Source organism: Pseudarthrobacter niigatensis, from assembly GCF_030812615.1.
In the GTDB taxonomy this organism is placed as follows: domain Bacteria; phylum Actinomycetota; class Actinomycetes; order Actinomycetales; family Micrococcaceae; genus Arthrobacter; species Arthrobacter niigatensis.
On the sequence record NZ_JAUSTB010000002.1, the window covers coordinates 149,538 to 170,078 of the forward strand.

The 20,541-nt window shown below is 66.2% G+C and carries 17 protein-coding genes and 2 tRNA genes; 11 read left to right on the top strand and 8 right to left on the bottom strand.

The window, feature by feature from the left end; genetic code table 11:
- The first annotated feature begins 111 nt into the window (after positions 1-111).
- The 4 genes from J2T23_RS03815 (at position 112) to J2T23_RS03830 (ending at position 4,581) form a co-directional block, all read left to right on the top strand.
- Positions 112-3,111 (top strand): UPF0182 family membrane protein, encoded by a 3,000-nt coding sequence (locus J2T23_RS03815; RefSeq protein WP_210411408.1) that lies wholly within the window; start codon positions 112-114, stop codon positions 3,109-3,111.
- A 118-nt stretch (positions 3,112-3,229) separates the two neighbouring features.
- Positions 3,230-3,303: transfer RNA gene (locus J2T23_RS03820), tRNA-Met, on the top strand.
- A 132-nt stretch (positions 3,304-3,435) separates the two neighbouring features.
- Positions 3,436-3,509: transfer RNA gene (locus tag J2T23_RS03825), tRNA-Met, on the top strand.
- 139 nt (positions 3,510-3,648) lie between these two features.
- Positions 3,649-4,581 (top strand): cytochrome b/b6 domain-containing protein, encoded by a 933-nt coding sequence (locus J2T23_RS03830; RefSeq protein ID WP_307357381.1) that lies wholly within the window; start codon positions 3,649-3,651, stop codon positions 4,579-4,581.
- Between the two features lie 16 nt (positions 4,582-4,597).
- On the opposite strand, the gene J2T23_RS03835 is transcribed toward J2T23_RS03830, so the two are convergent.
- The 3 genes from J2T23_RS03835 to J2T23_RS03845 form a co-directional block, all read right to left on the bottom strand.
- Entirely contained in the window at positions 4,598-6,025 is a 1,428-nt protein-coding gene (locus tag J2T23_RS03835; protein ID WP_307357384.1) for a cryptochrome/photolyase family protein, read from the bottom strand.
- An 89-nt stretch (positions 6,026-6,114) separates the two neighbouring features.
- Positions 6,115-6,903 (bottom strand): PspA/IM30 family protein, encoded by a 789-nt coding sequence (locus J2T23_RS03840; protein WP_307357386.1) that lies wholly within the window; start codon positions 6,901-6,903, stop codon positions 6,115-6,117.
- 107 nt (positions 6,904-7,010) lie between these two features.
- The gene (locus J2T23_RS03845) at positions 7,011-9,068 is read right to left on the bottom strand and encodes a TPM domain-containing protein (protein ID WP_307357389.1); all 2,058 of its coding nucleotides are present in this window, start codon (positions 9,066-9,068) and stop codon (positions 7,011-7,013) included.
- Between the two features lie 271 nt (positions 9,069-9,339).
- Here J2T23_RS03845 and J2T23_RS03850 point away from each other — a divergent pair, with 271 nt between their 5' ends.
- The 4 genes from J2T23_RS03850 (at position 9,340) to J2T23_RS03865 (ending at position 13,778) form a co-directional block, all read left to right on the top strand.
- Positions 9,340-11,004, top strand: a complete 1,665-nt coding sequence (locus J2T23_RS03850) for a S1C family serine protease (RefSeq protein ID WP_307357392.1) — start codon at positions 9,340-9,342, stop codon at positions 11,002-11,004.
- Between the two features lie 237 nt (positions 11,005-11,241).
- Positions 11,242-12,033 (top strand): electron transfer flavoprotein subunit beta/FixA family protein, encoded by a 792-nt coding sequence (locus J2T23_RS03855; RefSeq protein ID WP_307357395.1) that lies wholly within the window; start codon positions 11,242-11,244, stop codon positions 12,031-12,033.
- Between the two features lie 13 nt (positions 12,034-12,046).
- The gene (locus J2T23_RS03860) at positions 12,047-12,994 is read left to right on the top strand and encodes an electron transfer flavoprotein subunit alpha/FixB family protein (RefSeq protein ID WP_307357398.1); all 948 of its coding nucleotides are present in this window, start codon (positions 12,047-12,049) and stop codon (positions 12,992-12,994) included.
- Positions 12,995-12,998: 4 nt separating this feature from the next.
- Positions 12,999-13,778 carry a PIG-L deacetylase family protein gene (locus J2T23_RS03865; protein WP_307357401.1) on the top strand — a complete coding sequence of 260 codons (780 nt, stop codon included), beginning with the start codon at positions 12,999-13,001 and terminating at the stop codon, positions 13,776-13,778.
- 66 nt (positions 13,779-13,844) lie between these two features.
- Here J2T23_RS03865 and J2T23_RS03870 read toward each other — a convergent pair whose 3' ends face one another.
- From J2T23_RS03870 to J2T23_RS03885, 4 genes are all read right to left on the bottom strand, one after another.
- Positions 13,845-14,705 (bottom strand): anti-sigma factor, encoded by an 861-nt coding sequence (locus J2T23_RS03870; protein WP_307357404.1) that lies wholly within the window; start codon positions 14,703-14,705, stop codon positions 13,845-13,847.
- 10 nt (positions 14,706-14,715) lie between these two features.
- Entirely contained in the window at positions 14,716-15,324 is a 609-nt protein-coding gene (locus J2T23_RS03875; RefSeq protein ID WP_141159945.1) for a sigma-70 family RNA polymerase sigma factor, read from the bottom strand.
- Between the two features lie 217 nt (positions 15,325-15,541).
- Positions 15,542-16,009 carry a tRNA (cytidine(34)-2'-O)-methyltransferase gene (locus J2T23_RS03880; RefSeq protein WP_307357407.1) on the bottom strand — a complete coding sequence of 156 codons (468 nt, stop codon included), beginning with the start codon at positions 16,007-16,009 and terminating at the stop codon, positions 15,542-15,544.
- A 23-nt stretch (positions 16,010-16,032) separates the two neighbouring features.
- Positions 16,033-16,974 carry a J domain-containing protein gene (locus tag J2T23_RS03885; protein WP_141181941.1) on the bottom strand — a complete coding sequence of 314 codons (942 nt, stop codon included), beginning with the start codon at positions 16,972-16,974 and terminating at the stop codon, positions 16,033-16,035.
- Between the two features lie 202 nt (positions 16,975-17,176).
- Here J2T23_RS03885 and J2T23_RS03890 point away from each other — a divergent pair, with 202 nt between their 5' ends.
- Entirely contained in the window at positions 17,177-17,866 is a 690-nt protein-coding gene (locus J2T23_RS03890; RefSeq protein WP_307357410.1) for a hypothetical protein, read from the top strand.
- Positions 17,867-17,970: 104 nt separating this feature from the next.
- Here the strand turns inward: J2T23_RS03890 and J2T23_RS03895 are convergent, their stop codons facing one another.
- Positions 17,971-18,393 carry a hypothetical protein gene (locus J2T23_RS03895; protein WP_141181940.1) on the bottom strand — a complete coding sequence of 141 codons (423 nt, stop codon included), beginning with the start codon at positions 18,391-18,393 and terminating at the stop codon, positions 17,971-17,973.
- A gap of 88 nt (positions 18,394-18,481) precedes the next feature.
- Here J2T23_RS03895 and J2T23_RS03900 point away from each other — a divergent pair, with 88 nt between their 5' ends.
- Complete coding sequence (locus J2T23_RS03900) at positions 18,482-19,141, top strand: helix-turn-helix transcriptional regulator (RefSeq protein ID WP_141181939.1); 660 nt, start codon at positions 18,482-18,484, stop codon at positions 19,139-19,141.
- A 47-nt stretch (positions 19,142-19,188) separates the two neighbouring features.
- A complete protein-coding gene (locus tag J2T23_RS03905; RefSeq protein WP_141181938.1) occupies positions 19,189-20,418 on the top strand; it encodes a cysteine desulfurase family protein in 1,230 nt (409 codons plus the stop codon).
- Positions 20,419-20,541 lie beyond the last annotated feature (123 nt).

Consider the following 20,541-nt stretch of genomic DNA (forward strand, 5'->3'; position numbering starts at 1 on the left):
GCTTTACCGCCACTCGTGGCACTGATGACGGACGAAACCAGCCGTTTGACCGGTACCGTACGTCGCTCGCACGCTTCGAATGTCTCGACGACCAGCTATGAGGTACCCAGTTTGTCCCGTCCCGCCAGCACCACGTCCACAGGAAGGCCCCCATCGCGACGGGGAGCCCTGACGCCCACCCTCATCGTCGTCGCCCTGGTGGTAGTGGGCTTCATTTTCTTCGCCAACGTCTGGACCGACGTCCTCTGGTACCGGCAACTGGGCTTCATCCAGGTTTTCATCACCGAAAACCTCGCCAAGATCGCCACCTTCGTGGCCGGCTTCGCCATCATGTTCGCGGCGGTGTTCTTCTCCATCCGCATCGCCTACAACGCCCGCCCCGTCTACGCCCCGGACTCTGAGGTCCGGGACAACCTCAACCGCTACCAGGCCCAGCTGGAGCCGGTCCGCAGGATCGTGATGGTGGGCCTGCCGGTCCTCTTCGGACTCTTTGCGGGCAGCGCAGCCGCCAGCCAGTGGCAGAAAGTCCTGCTCTTCTTTAACCAGGTCGGCTTCGGGCAGACCGATCCGCAGTTCAAGATGGACATCAGCTTCTACCTGATGACCCTGCCTTTCCTTGGCTTCGTCACAGGGTTCCTGATCAGCGTCGTGGTGATCGCAGGCATCGCCGGCATCCTCACCCACTACCTCTACGGCAGCATCCGGCTGATGGAGCGCGGCGTGTTCACCAGCCGCGCGGCCCAGATCCACATCGCTGTTACCGGAGCCGCGTTCCTGGTGCTCCTAGGCGTCAACTTCTGGCTGGACCGTTATTCGTCCGTGCAGAGCAACGGCGGCCGCTGGGCCGGCGCCCTCTACACCGATGTCAACGCCGTCATCCCCACCAAGGCCATCCTCGCCGTCGCGGCCGCCCTGGTAGCCATCCTCTTTATCGTTGCCGCCGTCATTGGCCGCTGGCGCCTGCCGGTGATCGGTACCGCCATGCTGATCATCACCTCCATCCTGGCCGGCGGTGTCTACCCGTGGGTGATCCAGCAGTTCCAGGTCCGGCCTTCTGAGCAGACACTGGAAAGCCAGTACATCCAGCGCAACATCGAAAACACCCGTAAGGCCTACGGCCTGGACGCCATCCAGGAAACCCGGTACGACGCCACCAACAACGCCACCACTGGTGCCCTCGCGCCGGACGCGCAGACCACGGCCAACATCCGGCTCCTGGACCCGAACCTGATTTCCGACGCGTTCGCGCAGCTGGAACAGTACCGCCCGTACTACCAGTTCCCCAAGGCCCTGAACGTGGACCGCTACGAGGTGGACGGAAAGATCCAGGACACCGTGATCGCGGTGCGGGAACTGAACCCCGCCAACGTGGCCACCAACCAGCAGGGCTGGCTGAACCAGCACGTGGTGTACACCCACGGCTACGGGGTGGTGGCGGCCAAGGGCAACAAGTTCACCGTCGACGGCAAGCCGGAATTCCTCCAGTCCGGCATTCCCTCCACCGGCGTGCTGGGCAACGACACCACCTACGAACCGCGGATCTACTTCGGTGAGTCGTCTCCTGAGTATTCAATCGTGGGCGCGCCCGACGGCGCCACGCCGCGCGAGCAGGACCGCCCCTCCGGCAAGGAAGGGGAGGGTGAGACCCAATACACGTTCAAGGGCAACGGCGGCCCGAACGTCGGCTCGTTCTTCAACAAGATCCTCTACGCCATCAAGTTCCAGTCTTCGGACCTGCTGCTCTCCGATGGCGTGAACCCGGAGTCGCAGATCCTCTACGACCGCAGCCCCCGGGAGCGGGTCCAGAAGGTGGCCCCGTACCTGACGGTTGACGGCGGCGCCTACCCGGCGCTGGTGGACGGCCGTGTGAAGTGGATCGTGGACGGCTACACCACCAGCCAGTACTTCCCCTACTCGCAGCAGAAGCAGTTGTCGGATGCCACCGCCGATTCGCAGACGAGCTCCGGCCGCGCCGTGGCCCTGCCCAACAGCACGGTGAACTACATCCGCAACTCGGTCAAGGCCACCGTGGACGCCTACGACGGCTCGGTCACCCTTTATGCCTGGGACGACACGGACCCGGTCCTCAAGGCGTGGCAGAAGGTCTTCCCCTCATCGCTGAAGCCATACTCGGAGATGTCTGGCGCACTGATGAGCCACGTCCGCTACCCGGAGGACCTGTTCAAGGTCCAGCGGGAGCTCCTGGGGCAGTACCACGTCACGGATCCCACCAGCTTCTACAAGAACAACGACGTCTGGAGCACGCCGGCTGACCCCACCGTGTCGACGGACGTCAAGCAGCCGCCGTTCTACATGTCGCTGCAGATGCCGGACCAGCAAAAGCCGGCATTCCAGCTGACGTCGTCCTTCATCCCGCAGATCGTGAACGGCAATGCCCGCAACGTCCTGTACGGGTTCCTCGCCGCGGATTCGGATGCCGGCAACCAGGCCGGCGTTAAGGCTGACGGCTATGGAAAGCTGCGGCTGCTCCAGATCCCGCCGGAAACACAGGTGCCCGGTCCGGGACAGGCGCAAAACAAGTTCAACTCCGATCCCACCGTCTCCCAGGCACTCAACCTGCTGCGGCAGGGTGCGTCCGACGTGCTGAACGGCAACCTGCTCACCTTGCCGGTGGGCGGCGGCATCCTCTACGTCCAGCCGGTCTACCTCAAGTCGACCGGTGAGACGTCATACCCCACCTTGCAGCGCGTGCTGGTGGCCTTCGGTGACAAGGTGGGCTTCGCGCCAACCCTCGACGCGGCCCTCAAGCAGCTTTTCGGCGGTGATTCGGGAGCAGCCGCGGGAGACTCCGCCAACAACGGCCAAACACCGGCCGGCCCGTCTGCCCCTGCAACCCCCGCGGAGGCGGATGCCAAGGCCCAGCTGAAGGCGGCGTTGGACGAGGCAAACTCCGCTATCCAGGCAGGCCAGACGGCGCTGGCTGCGGGTGACTTCGCCGCTTACGGCGACGCGCAGAAGAAGGTTTCGGCTGCGCTGAAGAAGGCGATGGATGCCGAGGCGAAGATCCCGGCCACCGCTCCTGCGGCCAGCCCGGCTCCTTCGCCTTCCGGGTCGCCTTCTGCGTCGCCGTCCCCGTCGGCAGGGCAGTAGTACGACGACGGCCCCACGGCATCCGGTCCGGCAGGACCGGGTGCCGTGGCGGCGTGTTGGACGTCACGCCGCCACGATTTGGCCTGCGGTTCACCTCCCGGTAAAGTAGATTCTGCGACGCGGGGTGGAGCAGTTCGGTAGCTCGCTGGGCTCATAACCCAGAGGTCACAGGTTCAAATCCTGTCCCCGCAACTGAGGAAGGGCCCGGTCATTGGAAACAATGTCCGGGCCTTTTGCTTTCCCGCTGCAGTGGTGTTTCCCTGGCGTGGATTGCGGGCCTGTGGTCGGAGGCGCCGCCAAAGTAGGGTAGTGTTGATCAAGCGACGCGGGGTGGAGCAGTTCGGTAGCTCGCTGGGCTCATAACCCAGAGGTCACAGGTTCAAATCCTGTCCCCGCAACTTATGAAGGCCCCGGCCGGCAGTTATGCCGGCCGGGGCCTTTCCTTTTCCTTGGAAGCGGCCAGTTCCTAGTATTCTCTTTCGAAGGGTCCGCGATCTGCGGGCAGCCCCCAGTCATTCCTGAGAGGTATGTTGTTCGATGGCCACACCCACCAAGAAGCCCGGCTCCGCGACGGGTAAGCGGTCCCGGCTTTACTGGATGGTTCCCGCCGTCCTTGTGGCACTGGTCTTGGTGGTCCTGGTCGCCAGGCTGATCGTGGGGCTGCCGGCCGTGGCATCCTTCCTGGCAGACTATCCGGGCCAGTCCCAGCTGCCGGATGACGCGCCCGTGGGCTTCCCGGCATGGCTGGCGTGGCAGCACTTCCTTAACGCGTTCTTCCTGCTCCTGATCATCCGTACCGGGTGGCAGGTGCGGACCACCACGCGCCCCAGCGGTCACTGGACCCGGAACAACAAGGGCCTGATCCGTACCAGGAACGCTCCTACCAAGATCAGCCTTGAGCTCTGGTTTCACCTGACCCTGGATGCGCTCTGGATCCTTAATGGGCTCGTGTTCGCGGTCCTGCTCTTCGCCAGCGGCCAGTGGATGCGCATTGTCCCCACCAGCTGGGATGTCTTCCCCAATGCCGTGTCCGCCGCGCTGCAGTACGCGTCGCTGGACTGGCCCACCGAGGACGGGTGGATCAACTACAACGCGCTGCAGCTCCTTTCGTACTTCGCGACCGTCTTCATCGCCGCGCCACTGGCGTTCATCACCGGGCTGCGGATGTCGTCGGCGTGGCCCAAGAAGGCGCCGGCCCTGAACAAGGCCTACCCGATCGAGTGGGCCCGCGCGGTCCATTTCCCGGTGATGGTCTACTTTGTGGCGTTCATCGTGGTCCACGTCTTCCTGGTGCTTGCCACGGGTGCGCTGCGGAACCTGAACCACATGTACGGGGGGAGCGACGACGACGGCTGGTTCGGGTTCTGGGTCTTTGCCGCGTCCGTGGCGGTCATGGTGGCAGCCTGGTTCCTGGCGCGGCCGATCTTCCTGCGGCCCATCGCCTCCCTGATGGGCAAAGTCAGCCGCTGACGCGGATCCGGCGCGGTCAGGCGTTCTTGATCGTCTGGTAGGCGTCCAGGGCCCGCTCCCGGGATTCCGGCAGGTCCACGAGCGGCTGGGGGTAGCCGTCGGTGTCCGCTGCCCATGGTTCGTGGATTTCCTTGCCTTTGAGTTCCCGGAGTTCGGGGATGAAGGCCCGCAGGTAGCGGCCGTCGGCGTCGAACTTCTTGCTTTGGGTCACCGGGTTGAAGATCCGGTAGTACGGTGAGGCGTCCGCGCCCGAGCCCGCCACCCACTGCCAGTTGGCGGGGTTGTTCGCAGCGTCGGCGTCAACCAGGGTGTCCCAGAACCATTCCTCCCCGATCCTCCAGTCGGTCAGCAGGTTCTTGACCAGGAATGAAGCGGCGGCCATCCTCACCCGGTTGTGCATCCAACCTGTCTGCCAGAGTTGCCGCATGCCGGCGTCCACCAGGGGGTAGCCGGTGTTTCCCTGCTGCCACGCGGTGAGCTCCTGACGGTTGGGGGAGGCCCACGGGAAGTTGTCGAAGGCGGGCCGGAAGTTCCGGGTGGCCAGGTCGGGGTTGTGGTACAGCAGGTGCCAGTTGAACTCCCGCCAGCCCAGTTCGGCCCGGTAGGTACCTACGTCCGAGGGCACCTTGCGTGGATGCCGGCGCCGGATCTCCCGCCACACGCGGAACGGGCTCACCTCACCGAAGCGCAGATGCGGTGACAGCCGGCTGGTGCCCTCGGTTCCAGGCAGGTTCCGGCCTGTGCCGTATTCCTCGATGGGACCGTCAAGGAAGTCCTCAAGCCGGTCCAGGGCCCCTTTTTCGCCGGGTATCCACGTGGCGGCCAGTCCGGCGCTCCAATCGGGTTTGGATGGCAGGAGCTCCCAGCTGCTGAGAGTCTCGCTGCCCGGCAGGCCTTTCCCGGCAGGCGCAGGACCAGGTAACGCGTCCGGTGCCTCGTGGGGGTCACGGATGTCCTGGGATGCCAGGCACGCCCGCCAGAAGGGCGAATAGACCTTGTAGGGCCCGCCCGCCCCTGTCTTCACCGTCCAGGGCTCGAAGAGGAGGTTCGCCTGGTAGCTGGCGGCCTCGATCCCGTTCCCGGCCGCCCAGTCCTTGAGCCCGGCGTCGATAGTGCGTTCGGGTTGCCCGTAGCGGCGGTTCCAGAAGATGTGGCTGGCCTGCGTCCGGACGGCAAGGTCCTTGATGACGTCCGCGGCCGGACCACGCCGGAGGACCAGCCGGGATCCCTTGCTTTCAAGATCTGCGGCCAGTGCGGCCAGGGAGTGGTGCAGCCACCAGCGCGCAGCCCCGCCAAGGGGCCGCACGCCGTCGGATTCCTCGTCCAGGATGTAGGCCACCGTCAGTGGTGCGCCCCGGCGGGCGGCCTCTGCCATTGCAGGGTTGTCGTCCAGTCGCAGGTCATCGCGCAGCCAGACCAGGGATGTGCCATCGGAAGAAGTCATGGCACCACGCTACACACAGCGGACGCAGCAATGGTCGGGACCCCGGTCCCGGCCATTGCCGTCATTCCGCCGAAGCCCTGCTCCGGACTTCAGAGTTTGTCGAAGTCGGCTTCGTCGACGGTGGATCCGGTCGATGCGGGGCTCGCGGCGCCCAGAGCCGGCTTGGAGTTTCCGGCCTTGAGGGCCGCCAGCCGGGCTTCGATTTCCGTCTGCTCGCCCAGGTCCTCGAGTTGGTTGAACTGGGCGTCCAAACTGGAGGCTGCAAGCTCCTGCTGTCCGCGGACCTTGGCTTCTTCGCGGCGGATCTTTTCCTCGAAGCGGCCAACCTCGCTGGTGGGGTCCATGATGTCGATGCTCTTGATGGCGTCATGGACCTGGGACTGCGCCGCTGCAGTCTTGGACCTGGCAACGAGCTCGTTGCGCTTGCTGGTCAGCTGGTTGAGCTTGTTCTTCATCTGCTCAAGGCCGGTCTTCAGCTTGTCCACCACTTCCCGCTGGGAGGCAATGCTGGGCTCGGCACCCTTGGCTTCGCTTTCGGCCGCCATCTGGCGCTGCAGCGCAACCTTGGCCAGGTTGTCGAACTTCTCGGCGTCGGCTGCGTCGCCGGCCGCACGGAATTCGTCTGCCTTGCGCGAGGCGGCAAGTGCCTTGTTTCCCCAATCGTGGGCGTTCTTGACGTCCTCGTTGTAATCGTCTTCCAGCATCCGGAGGTTGCCGATGGTCTGCGCCACGGCCGACTCGGCTTCCGCGATGTTGTTGGTGTAGTCGCGGACCATCTGGTCCAGCATCTTCTGCGGATCTTCGGCGTTGTCCAGCAAGGAGTTGATGTTCGCCTTTGCCAGCTGCGCGATCCGGCCGAAAATGGACTGTTTAACCATGGTGTTTGCCTTTCGTCCTGCTCTGTGTTGACCACTGGAACCGGTGCACAGTGGTGTCCTGCGTCTGTCCGCCAGCCGGGATCTTCCGGCGTGTCCGGCGGAAGTCTCTAGAAACTGCCGGAGTCGCCGCCGCCGAAATCGCCGCCGCCGAATCCACCTGAGTCCCCGCCCCAGCCGCCACCGCCGCCGCCGTCACCCCAGCCGCCGCCACCGCCGCCGCCCCAGCCTCCGTGGCCCCCGTTGAGGATGGAGTTGATCAGGATGCCGCCCAGGATGGCGCCGCCCAGTCCGCCGCCGCCTCCGCCGCCGAACATGCCGCCGCGGCCGAAGCCCTGGTTGGCGTACCCGTCGAAGTGGTCCACATCGGCCTGCGCCAGTTGCGCGGCCTGCGCTGCCAGGGCATGTGCCTGCTGTGCGTAGGTGAGCGCCGTCACCGGATCGGTGCGGGAGATGGACAGTGCGTAGTCGAGGTTCCGCTGGGACTCAGCCAGCCGGGTGCGTGCCTCGGTGCCCACGCCGCCGCGCCGGGCCGTGATGTAGTCGGAGGTGGCGCTGATCTGGGCCTGTGCCGACATGATGGTCTGCTGCAGGGATGCCTGCGCACGCCGGGCCTGTTCCTGCTGGTCGCGGATTCCGGTAAGGGCCTGGTCCAGGGATTGGTGGGCGGTTTCAACCCGCTGCAGGGTGGCGATGGGGTCGATCCGTCCGCCCTGGATTTCGGATTTCACCTGGGCCAGGGCGGCCTCCACCGCGGCTACCGGACCAGCCAGCTCAGGATGGGCGCCGGACTGGATAATGGCCTTTGCCTGGGCCAGGTCCTGGGATGTGTCCACGACGGCCGCTTCGATTCCGTTCCGTGCTTTATCAAGGTTGGCGGCCACTTTGGCGATCGCTTCCACCAGGACGTTGGTTTGGTGCAGGCTTTCCTCGGCCGCGCGGACGGCCACGGCGGCCAGGCTTCCTTCCCCCTCACTGAGCTTCTGCTGGGCGGTTTCGGAAGCGTTCTGCACGAAGGCCAGCCGTTCCTTGGCCTGCACGATGTTGTCCGAGACCTGGGCCAGCGCGCTGTCCGCGTACTTGGACCGCATTTCCTGCAGGGAGTTTTCGGCGCTGGAGATCCTGCCGTCGGCCTCGCGGGCCCCGGCATTGACGGCTGCCAGGGCTTGGGGTGCGTTCTTCTCCAGCTCGCGCAGGGAATCGAAATCGGCCTTCTGCTCCTGGAGGGATTCGAGGGCGGCCTCGGAGCGGCGGATGATCTCGCCCAGCCAGGTCCGTTGCTGTTCCTCCGTATCCGGAATGTGGTCGTCGAGCTGCTGCTGCAGCTTGAAGGATTCCGTCATGTGGGCTTTAGCTTCGTCCAGGGCCTTGGTGAAGTTTCCGACGGCGGAATCCCCGTACTGCGCCTGGGCGAAGCCGAGTTCCTGCTCGCTGGATTTGATGGCGTCATCCGCTTCGATCAGCAGGGAACCGCTCTTGCGGCGCAATTCCTCGACGCTGAGCGATGCCAGCGGGTCCAGCTCGGCGCCCTGCGGGCCGTAGCTTCCGCTGGATGCCGCCTGCCCTGCGGCCTTCTTCCGGCGGTTGCGGTAGAACAGGTAGGCGCCGCCACCGGCGACCACCACGCCTGCCCCCACCAGGATGCCGGCGCCGGCACCGCCACCCGATGAGACACTGCCGCTTCCGCCGCCGGCGGCATCGCCTACAGCGGCAGCGGTGTCAATGGCCGCTTGGGCGTAGTCCTTCTTGCCGCCGGCGAGGTTGGCCACCACTGCATTCTGGGTGATGTTGCTGCGCTTGGAGTAGATGGCGCTGGCCGAGTTGGGGGAGAAGTAGTACTTGCCCTGGTCGGTAGCGATGGCGAGGATGACGTCCGCCTTGCCCATGCCCTTGGAGGTGGCCACGGCCTGGCTCCAAGCGGTGGGATCAGAAGGGTTCTCGAACGACTTCACGGTGACAACGTAAAGGTTGTACTTGTGGTCCTTCAGCAGCTTCTGGATGGCATCCTGGACCTCACCCTTCCGGTTGCCCAGAACGTTGGCATTGTCAACGATGTTGGTTCCGGGGGGAATGGTTACCGGGTCTTCGGCCCAGGCAGCACCGGCGGGGACCGCAAGCAGGCCGGCAAGGCCGATCACGGCGAGGATACGTTTGAACTTTGACCGCATGTGCAACCCTTCAGCACGCCTGACACCGATTCGGGACGAATCAGTCGTCGAATCCAGCAGCGCCCCCACGCTTGGTGTGAAGCCGCAGGTCGCTGTGGCAATTCATCTTGATTCTATGGTGCACCCCACAGCCAGTCCATGCGGCCGAATATGCCGCCAGCGAAACGGTGCGCGGGTCCGCTTGGCGTTCAGGAAGCTTTCAGCAAACATCCGAGCTTGTTCCAGCGGGACGGGTCATAGTTAATGGCAGACGAGGATGAAAGGAAGTCCCATGACTGAGAATCAAACCCCAGGACCGGTCCCGGAGGACAACCAGGGGAGCAGCCGGAGCCCTTGGCAGCAGCAGGTCCCGCAGCAGCCCGGAAACCGCCCGGCCAACACTCAGCATGGGAGCGCTGGCGCTGCCGGCGAGGGCCAGGACCGCGGATACGGCGCCGGTGACCAGCGGTACGGCCAGGCGGGCGGCCCAAACAGCGCCGCACCCCAGGACAGCGCCGCGCCGCAGAACAACACGGAACGGCTGGACCGGCCGGAAGCTAACGGCAACCATACCCAGGAACTGCCGGGAGCCCCGCGGCCCGTCTACCCGCAGCGGCAGCCTTTCTACGGCCAGTCCGGACAGTACGGCCAGCAGCAGCACCAGTACGGCCAGCCCATGCACGGCACGGGCCATGGTGCGCCCAACGGCAGCGTAGGCCTGGCTCCCAACCCCCAGGATGCGCCGCGCCGCAAGGCCAGCTTTGGCGTAGGAACCCTCGTGGCAAGCATCCTCGCAGCAGGCCTCGTGGGTGGCGGCGTGGCAACGGTGGGCTCCGGTGAACTGTTCGGACACACTGGCTCCAGCGCCTCAACCGTGGGCAGCAGCAACCAGCCCGGCACGGTCATCGTCAACAACAAGGACGACGTGAACGCTATTACGGCAGCTGCGGTGAAGGCCTCACCGAGCGTCGTCACCATCAGCGCCACGAGCGGCGGTTCAGGGGGTACCGGTTCGGGCATCGTCCTGGACGACCAGGGGCACATCCTGACCAACACGCACGTAGTGACCCTCGACGGCCAGACCGCGAACGCCACCCTGGAAATCCGCACCAGCGACGGGAAGGTCCTGCCCGCGAAGCTGGTGGGCACCGACCCGCTGTCCGACCTCGCCGTGATAAAGGTGGATGACACGTCAGGCCTCACCCCTGCCACCCTGGGGGACTCATCCAAGCTCAACGTGGGTGATACGGCCATCGCCATCGGTTCCCCGCTCGGCCTGACGGGTACGGTCACGGACGGCATCGTCTCCACCCTGAACCGCACCATCAGCGTCGCTTCGTCGGCTGCTCCGCAGGGCGGCGACAACAGCCAGGGCGGTGACCAGGGCTTCCAGTTCGCCCCTCCGGGCGGCGGCCAGAGCCAGCAAAGCGCCGGCCAGGGATCCATCGCCATCAACGTGATCCAGACTGATGCGGCCATCAACCCCGGGAACTCCGGCGGCGCCCTGGTGAACAGCAAGGGTGAGATCATTGGCGTCAACGTGGCCATCGCCTCCGCAGGGTCCGGCACATCAACGTCCCAAAGCGGCAATATTGGCGTCGGGTTCAGCATCCCCATCAACAATGCCAAGCGGGTGGCCCAGGAGATCATTGACACGGGCAAGGCCTCACACGGCCAGCTGGGTGTCAGCGTCAAGCCCAAGACATCCTCCGGCGCAAACTCCGAGTTCTCCGTGGGCGCCGACGTCGCCACCGTGGACGCCAACTCACCGGCCGGGAAGGCCGGCATTAAAGCCGGTGACGTGATCACCAAGTTCAATGACCTCACCATCGGCGAACCCAACCAGTTGACCGCGGCCGTCCGCGAACAGCCGGCGGGATCCAAGGTGAAGATCACCGTGCAGCGCGGCGGCAGCGAGCAGACTTTCGATGTCACGCTGGGTGCGGCCGCCAGCTGAGGCAGGACACCACCAACGCAAGCCATGACGACGGCGGCGTCCCCACCAAAGGGGGCGCCGCCGTCGTTCTGCTGCCCCGGCAAATTGCCTGACACAGGCGTTAACGGAAGGGGGCGCGGGACGCCGCCGATATGGTTAGCTAGGGTTTACCCGCCTGCCGGGCATATCGCGGCCACGTCCCACCCGGCTGGCTGTCCACAAGCATGGAAGGCTGCTGCAGAAACAGTGGAAGAGACATTGAAGATCGTAGTCCTGGTCAAACATGTACCGGACGCCCAGTTCGACCGCCACCTCAACGGGGAGGGGTACACCGCGGACCGCGACGAAAGCATTCTTTCCGAGCTTGACGAGTACGCGCTTGAGGCCGCACTCCAGCTCGCCGAAGCAAGGGGCGGAAGCAAGGCGGGCAACCAGGTCATCGCCCTCAGCATGGGACCTGCCGGAGCTGTCAACGCGGTCAAGAAGTCCCTGCAGATGGGTGCCACCGAGGGCGTGCACCTCACGGACGACGCCCTGGCCGGCTCGGATGCCGCAGCCACCTCGCTTGCGCTCGCCGCCGCCGTCCGCCACCTGGGCGGGGTGGACCTGGTCCTCACCGGTATGGCCTCCACCGACGGGGAGACCTCCCTGGTGCCGGCACAGCTGGCCGAGCGGCTGGGGCTTCCGCAGGTGACGTTCGCTTCCACGCTCGAGGTCGACGGCGGCCGGCTGGTTGCCCGCCGCGATGCAGACACCACGTCCGAAACGGTAGAGGCGCCGCTGCCCGCCGTCGTCTCCGTCACGGACCAGATCAACGAACCCCGGTACCCCAACTTCAAGGGCATCATCGCCGCCAAGCGCAAGAGCATCACCACGCTCTCCCTCGCAGACATCGGTGTGGACCCCGCCCAGGTTGGCTTTGCAGGGTCCTGGACCACCGTCACCAGCGCCGAAGAGCGGCCGCCGAGGACAGCCGGCACCATCATCACCGACGAGGGCGACGCCGGCATCAAGCTGGTTGACTTCCTGGCCGCCCAGAAGCTGCTCTAAGAGGGACACCGACATGGCAAATGTACTTGTATTCATCGACAACCCCGGCGCCTCGCTCAAGAAGAGCAGCCTCGAACTGCTGACCCTGGCCCGTTCCCTGGGCGAGAGCACCGTGGCACTCAACGGAGACCTGTCCGACGCCGCCGCCGCCACGTTCGGCGAGTACGGGGTGGGGGCCATCCTGCGCCCGGCAACGGACAACCTGGATGACTTCCTGGTGGCGCCCAAAGCCGCCTACCTGGCCGCCGCTGCCGAAAGCACCGGTGCCGGCGTTGTGCTCCTGGACAACTCACCGGAAGGCAAGGAAATTGCGGCACGGCTGGGCATCCGCCTGAACGCCGGCGTCATCACCGACGTCGTCGCCGTGGATCCGGACGGCACCGCACACAAGTCCGTCCTGGCCGGCTCCTACACCACCGCCTGCAGGGCCACGACGGCCGTTTCCGTGCTGACCCTCAAGGCCAACAACGTGGTACCGGAACCCTCTCCCGCACCCACCACGCCTGAAACGGTATCCGTGGAGGTACCGGCGGTAGCCGCTGCCGCCCGCATCACTGCCCGCGAGCAGAAGGTGGCCAGCGGCCGCCCGGACCTCAGCGATGCCCGCATCGTGGTGGCCGGCGGACGCGGCATGGACGGCGACTTCGGTCCGGTCGAGGAACTGGCTGATGCCTTGGGAGCTGCGGTGGGTGCATCGCGTGCGGCCACGGACGCCGGCTGGATCAGCCACGACGCCCAGGTGGGACAGACCGGTAAGACGGTTTCTCCGCAGCTGTACATCTCGGCAGGCATCTCCGGTGCCATCCAGCAGAAGGCCGGCATGCAGACCTCCAAGGTCATCGTTGCCATCAACAAGGACGCCGAGTCCCCGGTCTTCGAGATCGCCGATTTCGGGATCATCGGCGACGTGTTCGATGTCCTCCCGCAGGCCACCGCCGAGATCAAGAAGCGAAAAGGCTGAATCGTTGACAGCCTCCCACGAGCAGGCACAGAGCCCGTTCAACCCGTACATCCACCGGGTTGGGCGGGTGCTCTGTTTCGCGGCCCATCCTGACGACATCGACTTCGGCGCTGCGGGTACTGTCGCCGCGTGGACCGCAGCCGGCGTGCAGGTGAGCTACTGCATCATGACCGACGGCGACGCCGGCGGTTTTGATCCGGCCCACCGCGCGGACATTATCGCCATGCGCGACGCGGAGCAGCGGCGGGCCGCGGAGCTGGTGGGCGTCACCGACATCCACTACCTCCACCAGCGTGACGGGTACCTCGAACCGTCGCACGAGGTGATGAAAGGGGTAGTGCGGCTGATCCGCGAAATCCGTCCCGACGTCGTCCTTGCCATGCACCCGGAACGGAACTGGGAGCGGATCCAAAAAAGCCATCCCGACCACCTGGCCGTGGGGGAGGCGGTAACCCGCGCGGTGTACCCGGCCCTCGAGAATCCCTTTGCTTACCCTGAACTGGCAGAAGCAGGCCTGGAAGCGTACAAGCTGCCATGGCTCTGGCTCTACGCCGGCCCCGGGGAACGGGAGAACTACTTCGTTGACGTCACCGACCAGGTGGACGCGAAGCTGGCCGCCATCCATGTCCATGTCAGCCAGCATCCGGACGTGGCGGCCATGGAGGCCACCGTCCGCCGGGGCATGCGCCTGAACGCCGTGAGGGCAGGCTTCCCCGAGGGGCGCAGCGCGGAGGCGTTCCACGTGGTGGCAATCAACGGACCCGGTACCATCGCGGGATTCTGAACCACGCAAAAAGTGCCCCGCTCCTTTGGTGCAAAGGAGCGGGGCACGGTGCGTTGATAAAGGGTGCTATGCGCCCAGCGGAGCCGCTGCGACCGTCGGCAGGGTGGGAGCCTTGGAGCCGCCCGCGGGCTCAACGGTGATGCCCAGCGATGCCGCGGAGTGGATGCCCTGGACCACGGCGGGCTTGGACAGGGCCTGCTCATCCATCAACCCCTGCGAGACCGGCGCGGAGCCGTCCTTGGGGATCAGCCACATCTGGTAGACCTTGCCGGCCGGGGGAGCGGGCACGCCGCTCATCTTGACCACGGCTGCGTCCTCGGACGCTGAGATCAGCAGGGTGGCCTTGCCCCCGCCTGCCACATTTACGGACGCTTCGCGGAGGTCGTTGGCCCTTGCCACCTGGTTAACGGGATCGTTCTGGTCAGCCAGGTATGAGCCGACACCCACACCGCCCAAGGCAATCGCTGCTGCCGCCGCCACGCCGATCAGCCAGCGCCGCGTGCCGGACGGGCCCCGCCGTTCCTCGCGGCGCTTGCGGGCCTGCGCCAGTTCGTCGAGTGGCCGCTGCTGCGGAGCCGGGGCCGCGCCTGCGGCCGGCGCCTGCGCGTCTCCGCCGGAGAGTCCGTCCTGGCCCGGTGATTGGGCCGGAAGCTGGGCGATGATCCGCTGGAAGAGGTCCGACGGCGGTTCTTCCTCGGCACGGAAAGTGCGGACCAGTGCCTCCCGGGACTGCCGGACGCGCTCAAGGAAGGCCCGGCGCTCGGTCTCCGGGGCGGTGGCGATGTAGCTGTCAATGGCCTCGCGTTCCTGCTCCGTCACCGCATCGAGGGCGTAGAGCTCAGCGAGGTCCACTGCATGCCCGGACGCAAGGTCCATGGCCACGGTGTCCCCGAAGGCCCGCGAACGGCCATCAGGGTTTTCATCCATTCCACTCAACTCAACTCACCCCCAGACAGGTCTTCAAACGGATCAGTCCATCGCGGATGCGGGACTTAATGGTGGGAACTGCGGCATTGAGCCGTTCGGCGACTTCCCGGTAGGTGAGGCCGCCGTAGTAGGCCAGGCGCACGGACTCCTGCTGTGTTTCGGTCAGCGTTCCCAGGCAGCGGACCACGGCTTCGGCCTCCAGCCGGCTGCCCACTTCGTCGGACACGGTGTCGTGGTCGATTTCCTGCGTGCTGGCACCGTACCTGGCTTCCCTGTCCGTGGCGGACTGCGAGGACCGGACCTTGTCCACGGCCCGGCGGTGGGCGATGGTCATCAGCCAGGACAGGGGGCTTCCCGCCTGTGGATCGAACTTTGCTGCGTTCTGCCAGACCTGAAGGAAGACTTCCTGCGTGGTGTCTTCACTGAGCTCGGGATCGATCAGGACGCGGCGGGCCATGCCGAAGACCCTGCGGGACGTGAGTTGGTAGAACTCGGCGAACGCCGCCTGGTCTCCGCGGGCGGTGCCTGCCAGAAGGGCAGAGAGGCGTTGGCTGAGGTCTGCAGGTGGGTCAGTCACCGCGGCGGAGCCTTCGGAGTTCGGCGCGTTGGGAGTTTCCATTACGTCCAAGCATAAGTCCCGGGGCGGCGTATCCTCAGCAGTGCCGTGCCGGATGCGGTGGTCGGGCCTGGAAGCTGCCTTCAGTAGAGTCACCTGCCGCTCCTTTGGTCCGCTCGAATGTCTTCAAAAGTCATTCGGCGCCGCGGACAGGTCGGATGGGCAGGCCGGAAAGTTTTTCATTCCAGCCCGGCCGGGGGACTCCGGCCCAAATGGAATTCTAGGTTTTTGCGCCGGCGAAGCCCTGCTGGCGCCAGGCCTCGTACACCGCAATGGATGCGGCATTGGCGAGGTTCAGGGAACGCAGGGCCGGGAGCATGGGCAGGCGGACCGTGGCGGACACGTGCGGATCCGTTTTCAGCTCCGCCGGCAGGCCCACCGATTCGCGGCCAAACATGAGGACATCGCCCGAACGGTAGGCGACCTCCGTGTAGCTGGTGGTGCCGTCCGACGTGAACGCGTAGACGTGTTCGGGCTGCAGGTGCTCCCACGCGTCCTCGATGCTCTTGTGGACGGTGACGACGGCGAGGTCGTGGTAGTCGAGGCCGGCGCGGCGCAGCTTGGCGTCGGAGAAGTCAAAGCCCAGGGGTTCCACCAAGTGAAGTTCGGCGCCGGTGATGGCGGCAAGGCGGATGGCGTTGCCGGTATTGCCGGGGATTTCTGGTTCATGGAAAAGGATGCGGAACACCTCCCCATCCTAGCCACCCGGCCTCAGTGCATGCCGCGCAGCAGCCTGGCCAGGACCGGGATGTTCACGGTATTGGGGGCCGGCCCGGACGCCAGGAATTCCTTCAGCCCGCGCACCATGCCCGCCGCGTTGACGATCTGGACGGTTTCCAGCGCTCCAGCGGGGCGGCGGTGGTGGTCGATCACCGGTTCGTGGAGGTTGCCGTCGGGGCTGTGCACTACCGTCCAGCCAGTGACGTTGAGCTCGGGAAAAATGTCCTGCATGGCCCAGACCACCCGGGCCAGCTGCGGGGGTGCCACCGCCCGGCCACCGTGGTTGAGGGTCCGGCCGTCCCAGGCGTAGGCGCCCTTGGGCAGGAGCATCGAGTTGACCAGGGCCAGCCGGTAGCCGGAAAGGACGGCATGGTCGATGTGGCTGTTGTCCGCCGGTGACTGCAGCCCGTTGATCAGCCGTGCCGCAGGGATGGCCGGAAGCACCTGCCGGGTCAGCAGCTGGACGGTGCGCATTTCCCGCTGGATACGGGCCTCCGCGCCGAAGATTCCCCGCTTTCGGGGCATCCCGTGCACTTGCTGCCGGGCCTGCGCCAGGGGGATAAGGGGAACGTCGGTTCCTTCGTAGGGCGGAACGTAGACGGGCGCGTCCCCTGCCGTGTTCCGGCCGTTGTCGGGCCTGCGGACCGTGGCGGACGCCCGGCTGCCGGCGGCCGGCGCGTCAAAGTGGGCGCCGGCGTCGAACGCACCCTCACGCGCCGTGCCCGCGCCATAGGAACGGTCGTAGGCCTTCCTGCGCTGCGGGTCGATCAGGGTCTCATAGGCGGCGGTTACCCGGCGGAAGGTTGCGGCATCACCGCCGTGGTCCGGGTGCGCCGTCCTGGCCGCGCGCCGGTAGGCCACCTTGATTTCTTTCTCGGTGGCGGTGACGGCCACCCGAAGGACCTGGTAATGGGAGCTGCTGCTCTCGGTCAAGCAATCTTCCTTCTCTTGGTGCCCGGCTTTCCGATTCCCGGCCGGAAAGCGGAGTGCCCGCCCAGTCTAGCCAGCATGGACGGTGCGCCTGCGGTGACAACGAACAGGCCGGGCCTGCCGGTTCCCGGGAGACCGGAGTCTAGACTCGTGCCAGCGTGGTGCGGACACGGGCCGGAGGGGATGTAACGGAGTGGAGATGGACATGCCGACGACGGCGGAGCGGGCCGTCAGGGGACGGCGCGGGGGAGTGCCTCTTGCCATTGGCTTCGTGGGAGCCTTGCTTCTGGGCGGGTGCAGCGTGGACGTCCGGGATCCCTCGGCCACCCCGGCGCCGGCCAGTACGCCGGTCCTGGCCACTCCGACCATTACTCCGGGCCATGATGCCGCCGCGGTGGCAGCGCGTGACATGCCTTTCGCTGCCGGCGGCGACCTGGCTCCCGGGACGGCCGTGGGGATTTCCGATGACCTCAAGGGCGCACCAGGGTGGCGGATGGTGAAGGACAACGTGGCGGGCGGCAGCGAATACGCCAAGGCCGATGGCTGCGTGGTTGCCGCCCGGACCAGCACAGGCCAGGCCCCGCTGGTCCGTGGAGATGACAGGGAATCCACCGTTGCCCTGTTCCAGTACCTGGATGCGGCCATCCAGCCTTCTTACCTCAAGACGGCAACCTTGAAGTGGGGCGGCACGCCGGAAGCTCCGGGCCGGAACGTGGAAGTACTGGCGCTGGAGCAGGCCGTTCCCGGCGGCCGTTCCACGGAGGTGCTGGCACGGCTTTTTGGTACTGCCGGTTCGTCGGCCTACTTCTCCGTATCCTGTCCGGATGCGGCAACCCTGGATGCTGCCCGCCAGGACGTTGTCCGCTACCTGCCGCTGGTGCCTCCGGCCCCGTGAGTACCGACAGGTCCTGAAACAGGAAACCGCCGGCGGCTGGAGGGTTCAGCTGCCGGCGGATCCATGGGGCTGCGGTGTCCGCTCGCCTGGCAATGCTGCCGGAATCACGCAGCGGTCCGGGCCGCCCCCACTGACAGCCGGTTCAGGGCCAGGGCGCCGACCAGCAATCCGAAATCACGCAGGGCAACGTCGTAGAAACTTCCCAGCAGGAGCAGGTTGACGATGATCCCTGCCAGCCACGCGGCCACGATCACCGAGCCGTACTTGGGGCGCACCGCCACTGCCAGGCCTGCGATGACTTCCACCACTCCCACGATGTACATGAAGGTCTGCGGCTGCAGCGGGACGATGGCCGTGGCCTGGGGTGCCAGGTACATGGTCCAGTGCGTGAGGATGTTGGTGAATTTGTCCAGGCCGAAAAGGATCGGTGCCACGGTGAACACAGTTCGCAGCAGCAGGAACGCCTGCCGAGCCGGCGGCACTGTCGATGGCGCATGCTGGGCCCTCATTGCGGATGCTGATTTCATGATGCTCTCCTTCTAAAAGTAGGTATGCCAATTTTAGAAACTACACGGTCTATAATCAAGAGATCTTGACTTTGGAATTGGAGACACCATGTACCGACTTCCTTGGGCGGACAGGGTCGCGGCGGTTGCATCGCTGACGGATGCCAAGAGGCTGCAGCTTTTCGAACTGGTCGCCGCATCTGCCCGTCCCGTGGGGCGCGACGAAGTGGCTGAAGCCGCAGGAATGGCGCGCAGCACCGCTTCCTTCCATCTGGACAGGCTGGTCCAGGACGGCCTGTTGGCCGTGGAATTCCACAAGCCTGCGGGCAGGACGGGACCGGGGTCGGGACGCCCCGCCAAGATGTACCGGCCGGTTGGAAGTGAGGTGGGAGCCTCCGTGCCGGACCGGAACTACGACCTTGCCGGGGAGCTGATGGCTGCGGCAATCGAGGACACCCAGTCCCAAGGTCTGGCAGTGGGGGAGTCGTTGCGCGCCGTCGCCTTCCGGAAAGGCCGGGAACTGGCAGCAGGTGCCGCAGGCTTGGAGGAGTTCCTGGCGGAAACGGGATACCAACCAGAGCCGGACGGGGAGGGGGGATACCTGCTGCCCAACTGCCCCTTCCACCGGCTGTCGCGGGCCCATGCGGCAGTGGTATGCGACATGAACGGTGCTTTCCTGCGCGGTGCAGCGGTGGGCTGCGGCGCTGCCGAGGAGCGTATTGTCCCTGTGCCGGGCCACTGCTGCGCGCGGATTACCGGCGGCAGGTGACCGCTCCACGCCGGAGGAACACCAGCTTGCCGCGATAGAATTTGAGAATGCCCGCCTACCTCGACCATGCCGCCACCACGCCCCTTTCGGGGGCCGCGCTCGCCGCCTTGACGCGTGAGCTGGCGCGGACCGGCAATCCTTCGTCGTTGCACGGATCCGGACGCCGGGCGCGCCGTGCCGTCGAGGACGCACGGGAAGCCATTGCCGCGGCGGCAGGGGCTCATCCCTCGGAGGTCATCTTCACATCCGGAGGCACCGAGGCGGACAACCTTGCCGTGAAGGGCATGTACTGGTCCCGGGTGGCAGAAGACCCGAAGCGCCGGCGCATCCTCTGCTCCGCCGTCGAACACCATGCAGTGCTGGACACCGTTGAATGGCTGGAACGCCACGAAGGCGCCGACGTGGTGTGGCTGCCCGTGGACGGCGAGGGAGTGGTGGACCCCGGGGTCCTCGAAGCCGAGCTGTCCCGCGATCCCGGCACCGTGGCGCTGGTGACCGTCATGTGGGCCAACAACGAGGTGGGCACCGTCCAGCCGATCGGGCGCATCGTGGAACTGGCGCACGCTGCGGGCGTGCCGGTTCACTCCGATGCGGTCCAGGCGTTCGGCTCGGTGCCGGTGCACTTCAAGGATTCGGGACTCGACGCCATGTCGATATCCGGACATAAGATCGGCGGTCCGGTGGGGGTTGGCGCGCTGTTGCTGGGTCGGGCCGTCAAACTGACACCGGTGCAGCATGGCGGCGGCCAGGAGCGGGATGTCCGCTCCGGCACGCTCGACACCGCTTCCATTGCCGCTTTTGCTGCCGCTGCGGAGTCCGTTGCAGCTTCGTTGCCCGCTGAAGCGGCGCGGATCGCTGCCCTGCGTGACCGGCTGATCGACGGTGTCCGCGAGCGGGTCCCGGAGGCGGTTCTTCGCGGGGCCCCCGGCGACCACCGGCTTCCGGGCAATGCGCACTTCACCTTCCCGGGCTGCGAAGGGGACTCGCTGCTGTTCCTCCTCGACCTGGCCGGCATCGAATCGTCCACGGGTTCGGCCTGCACGGCCGGGGTGCCCCGCCCCTCGCATGTGCTGCTGGCCATGGGCCTGGACGAGGAGACGGCCCGCGGTGCCCAGCGGTTCAGCCTCGGGCACGCCTCCACGCAGGCCGACGTCGACGCCCTCCTGGCAGCGCTCCCGGACGCGTACGCACGGGCACGCCAGGCAGGCATGGCCGGGCACGAATCCTCGATCCAGACCGCGGGGACCCAGGCGCGGCAGGCCCTTCGCGGCGCCTGATGGCCGTGGATGCGCACCCCGCCACCAGCTGATTTGCGTGCCGCCGTAGAATAGATAGGCGAAGATCGTTTCCGCCGCCGATGCGTCCAGCACGGCCCCGGACGGCAAGCATCCCCCGACAGA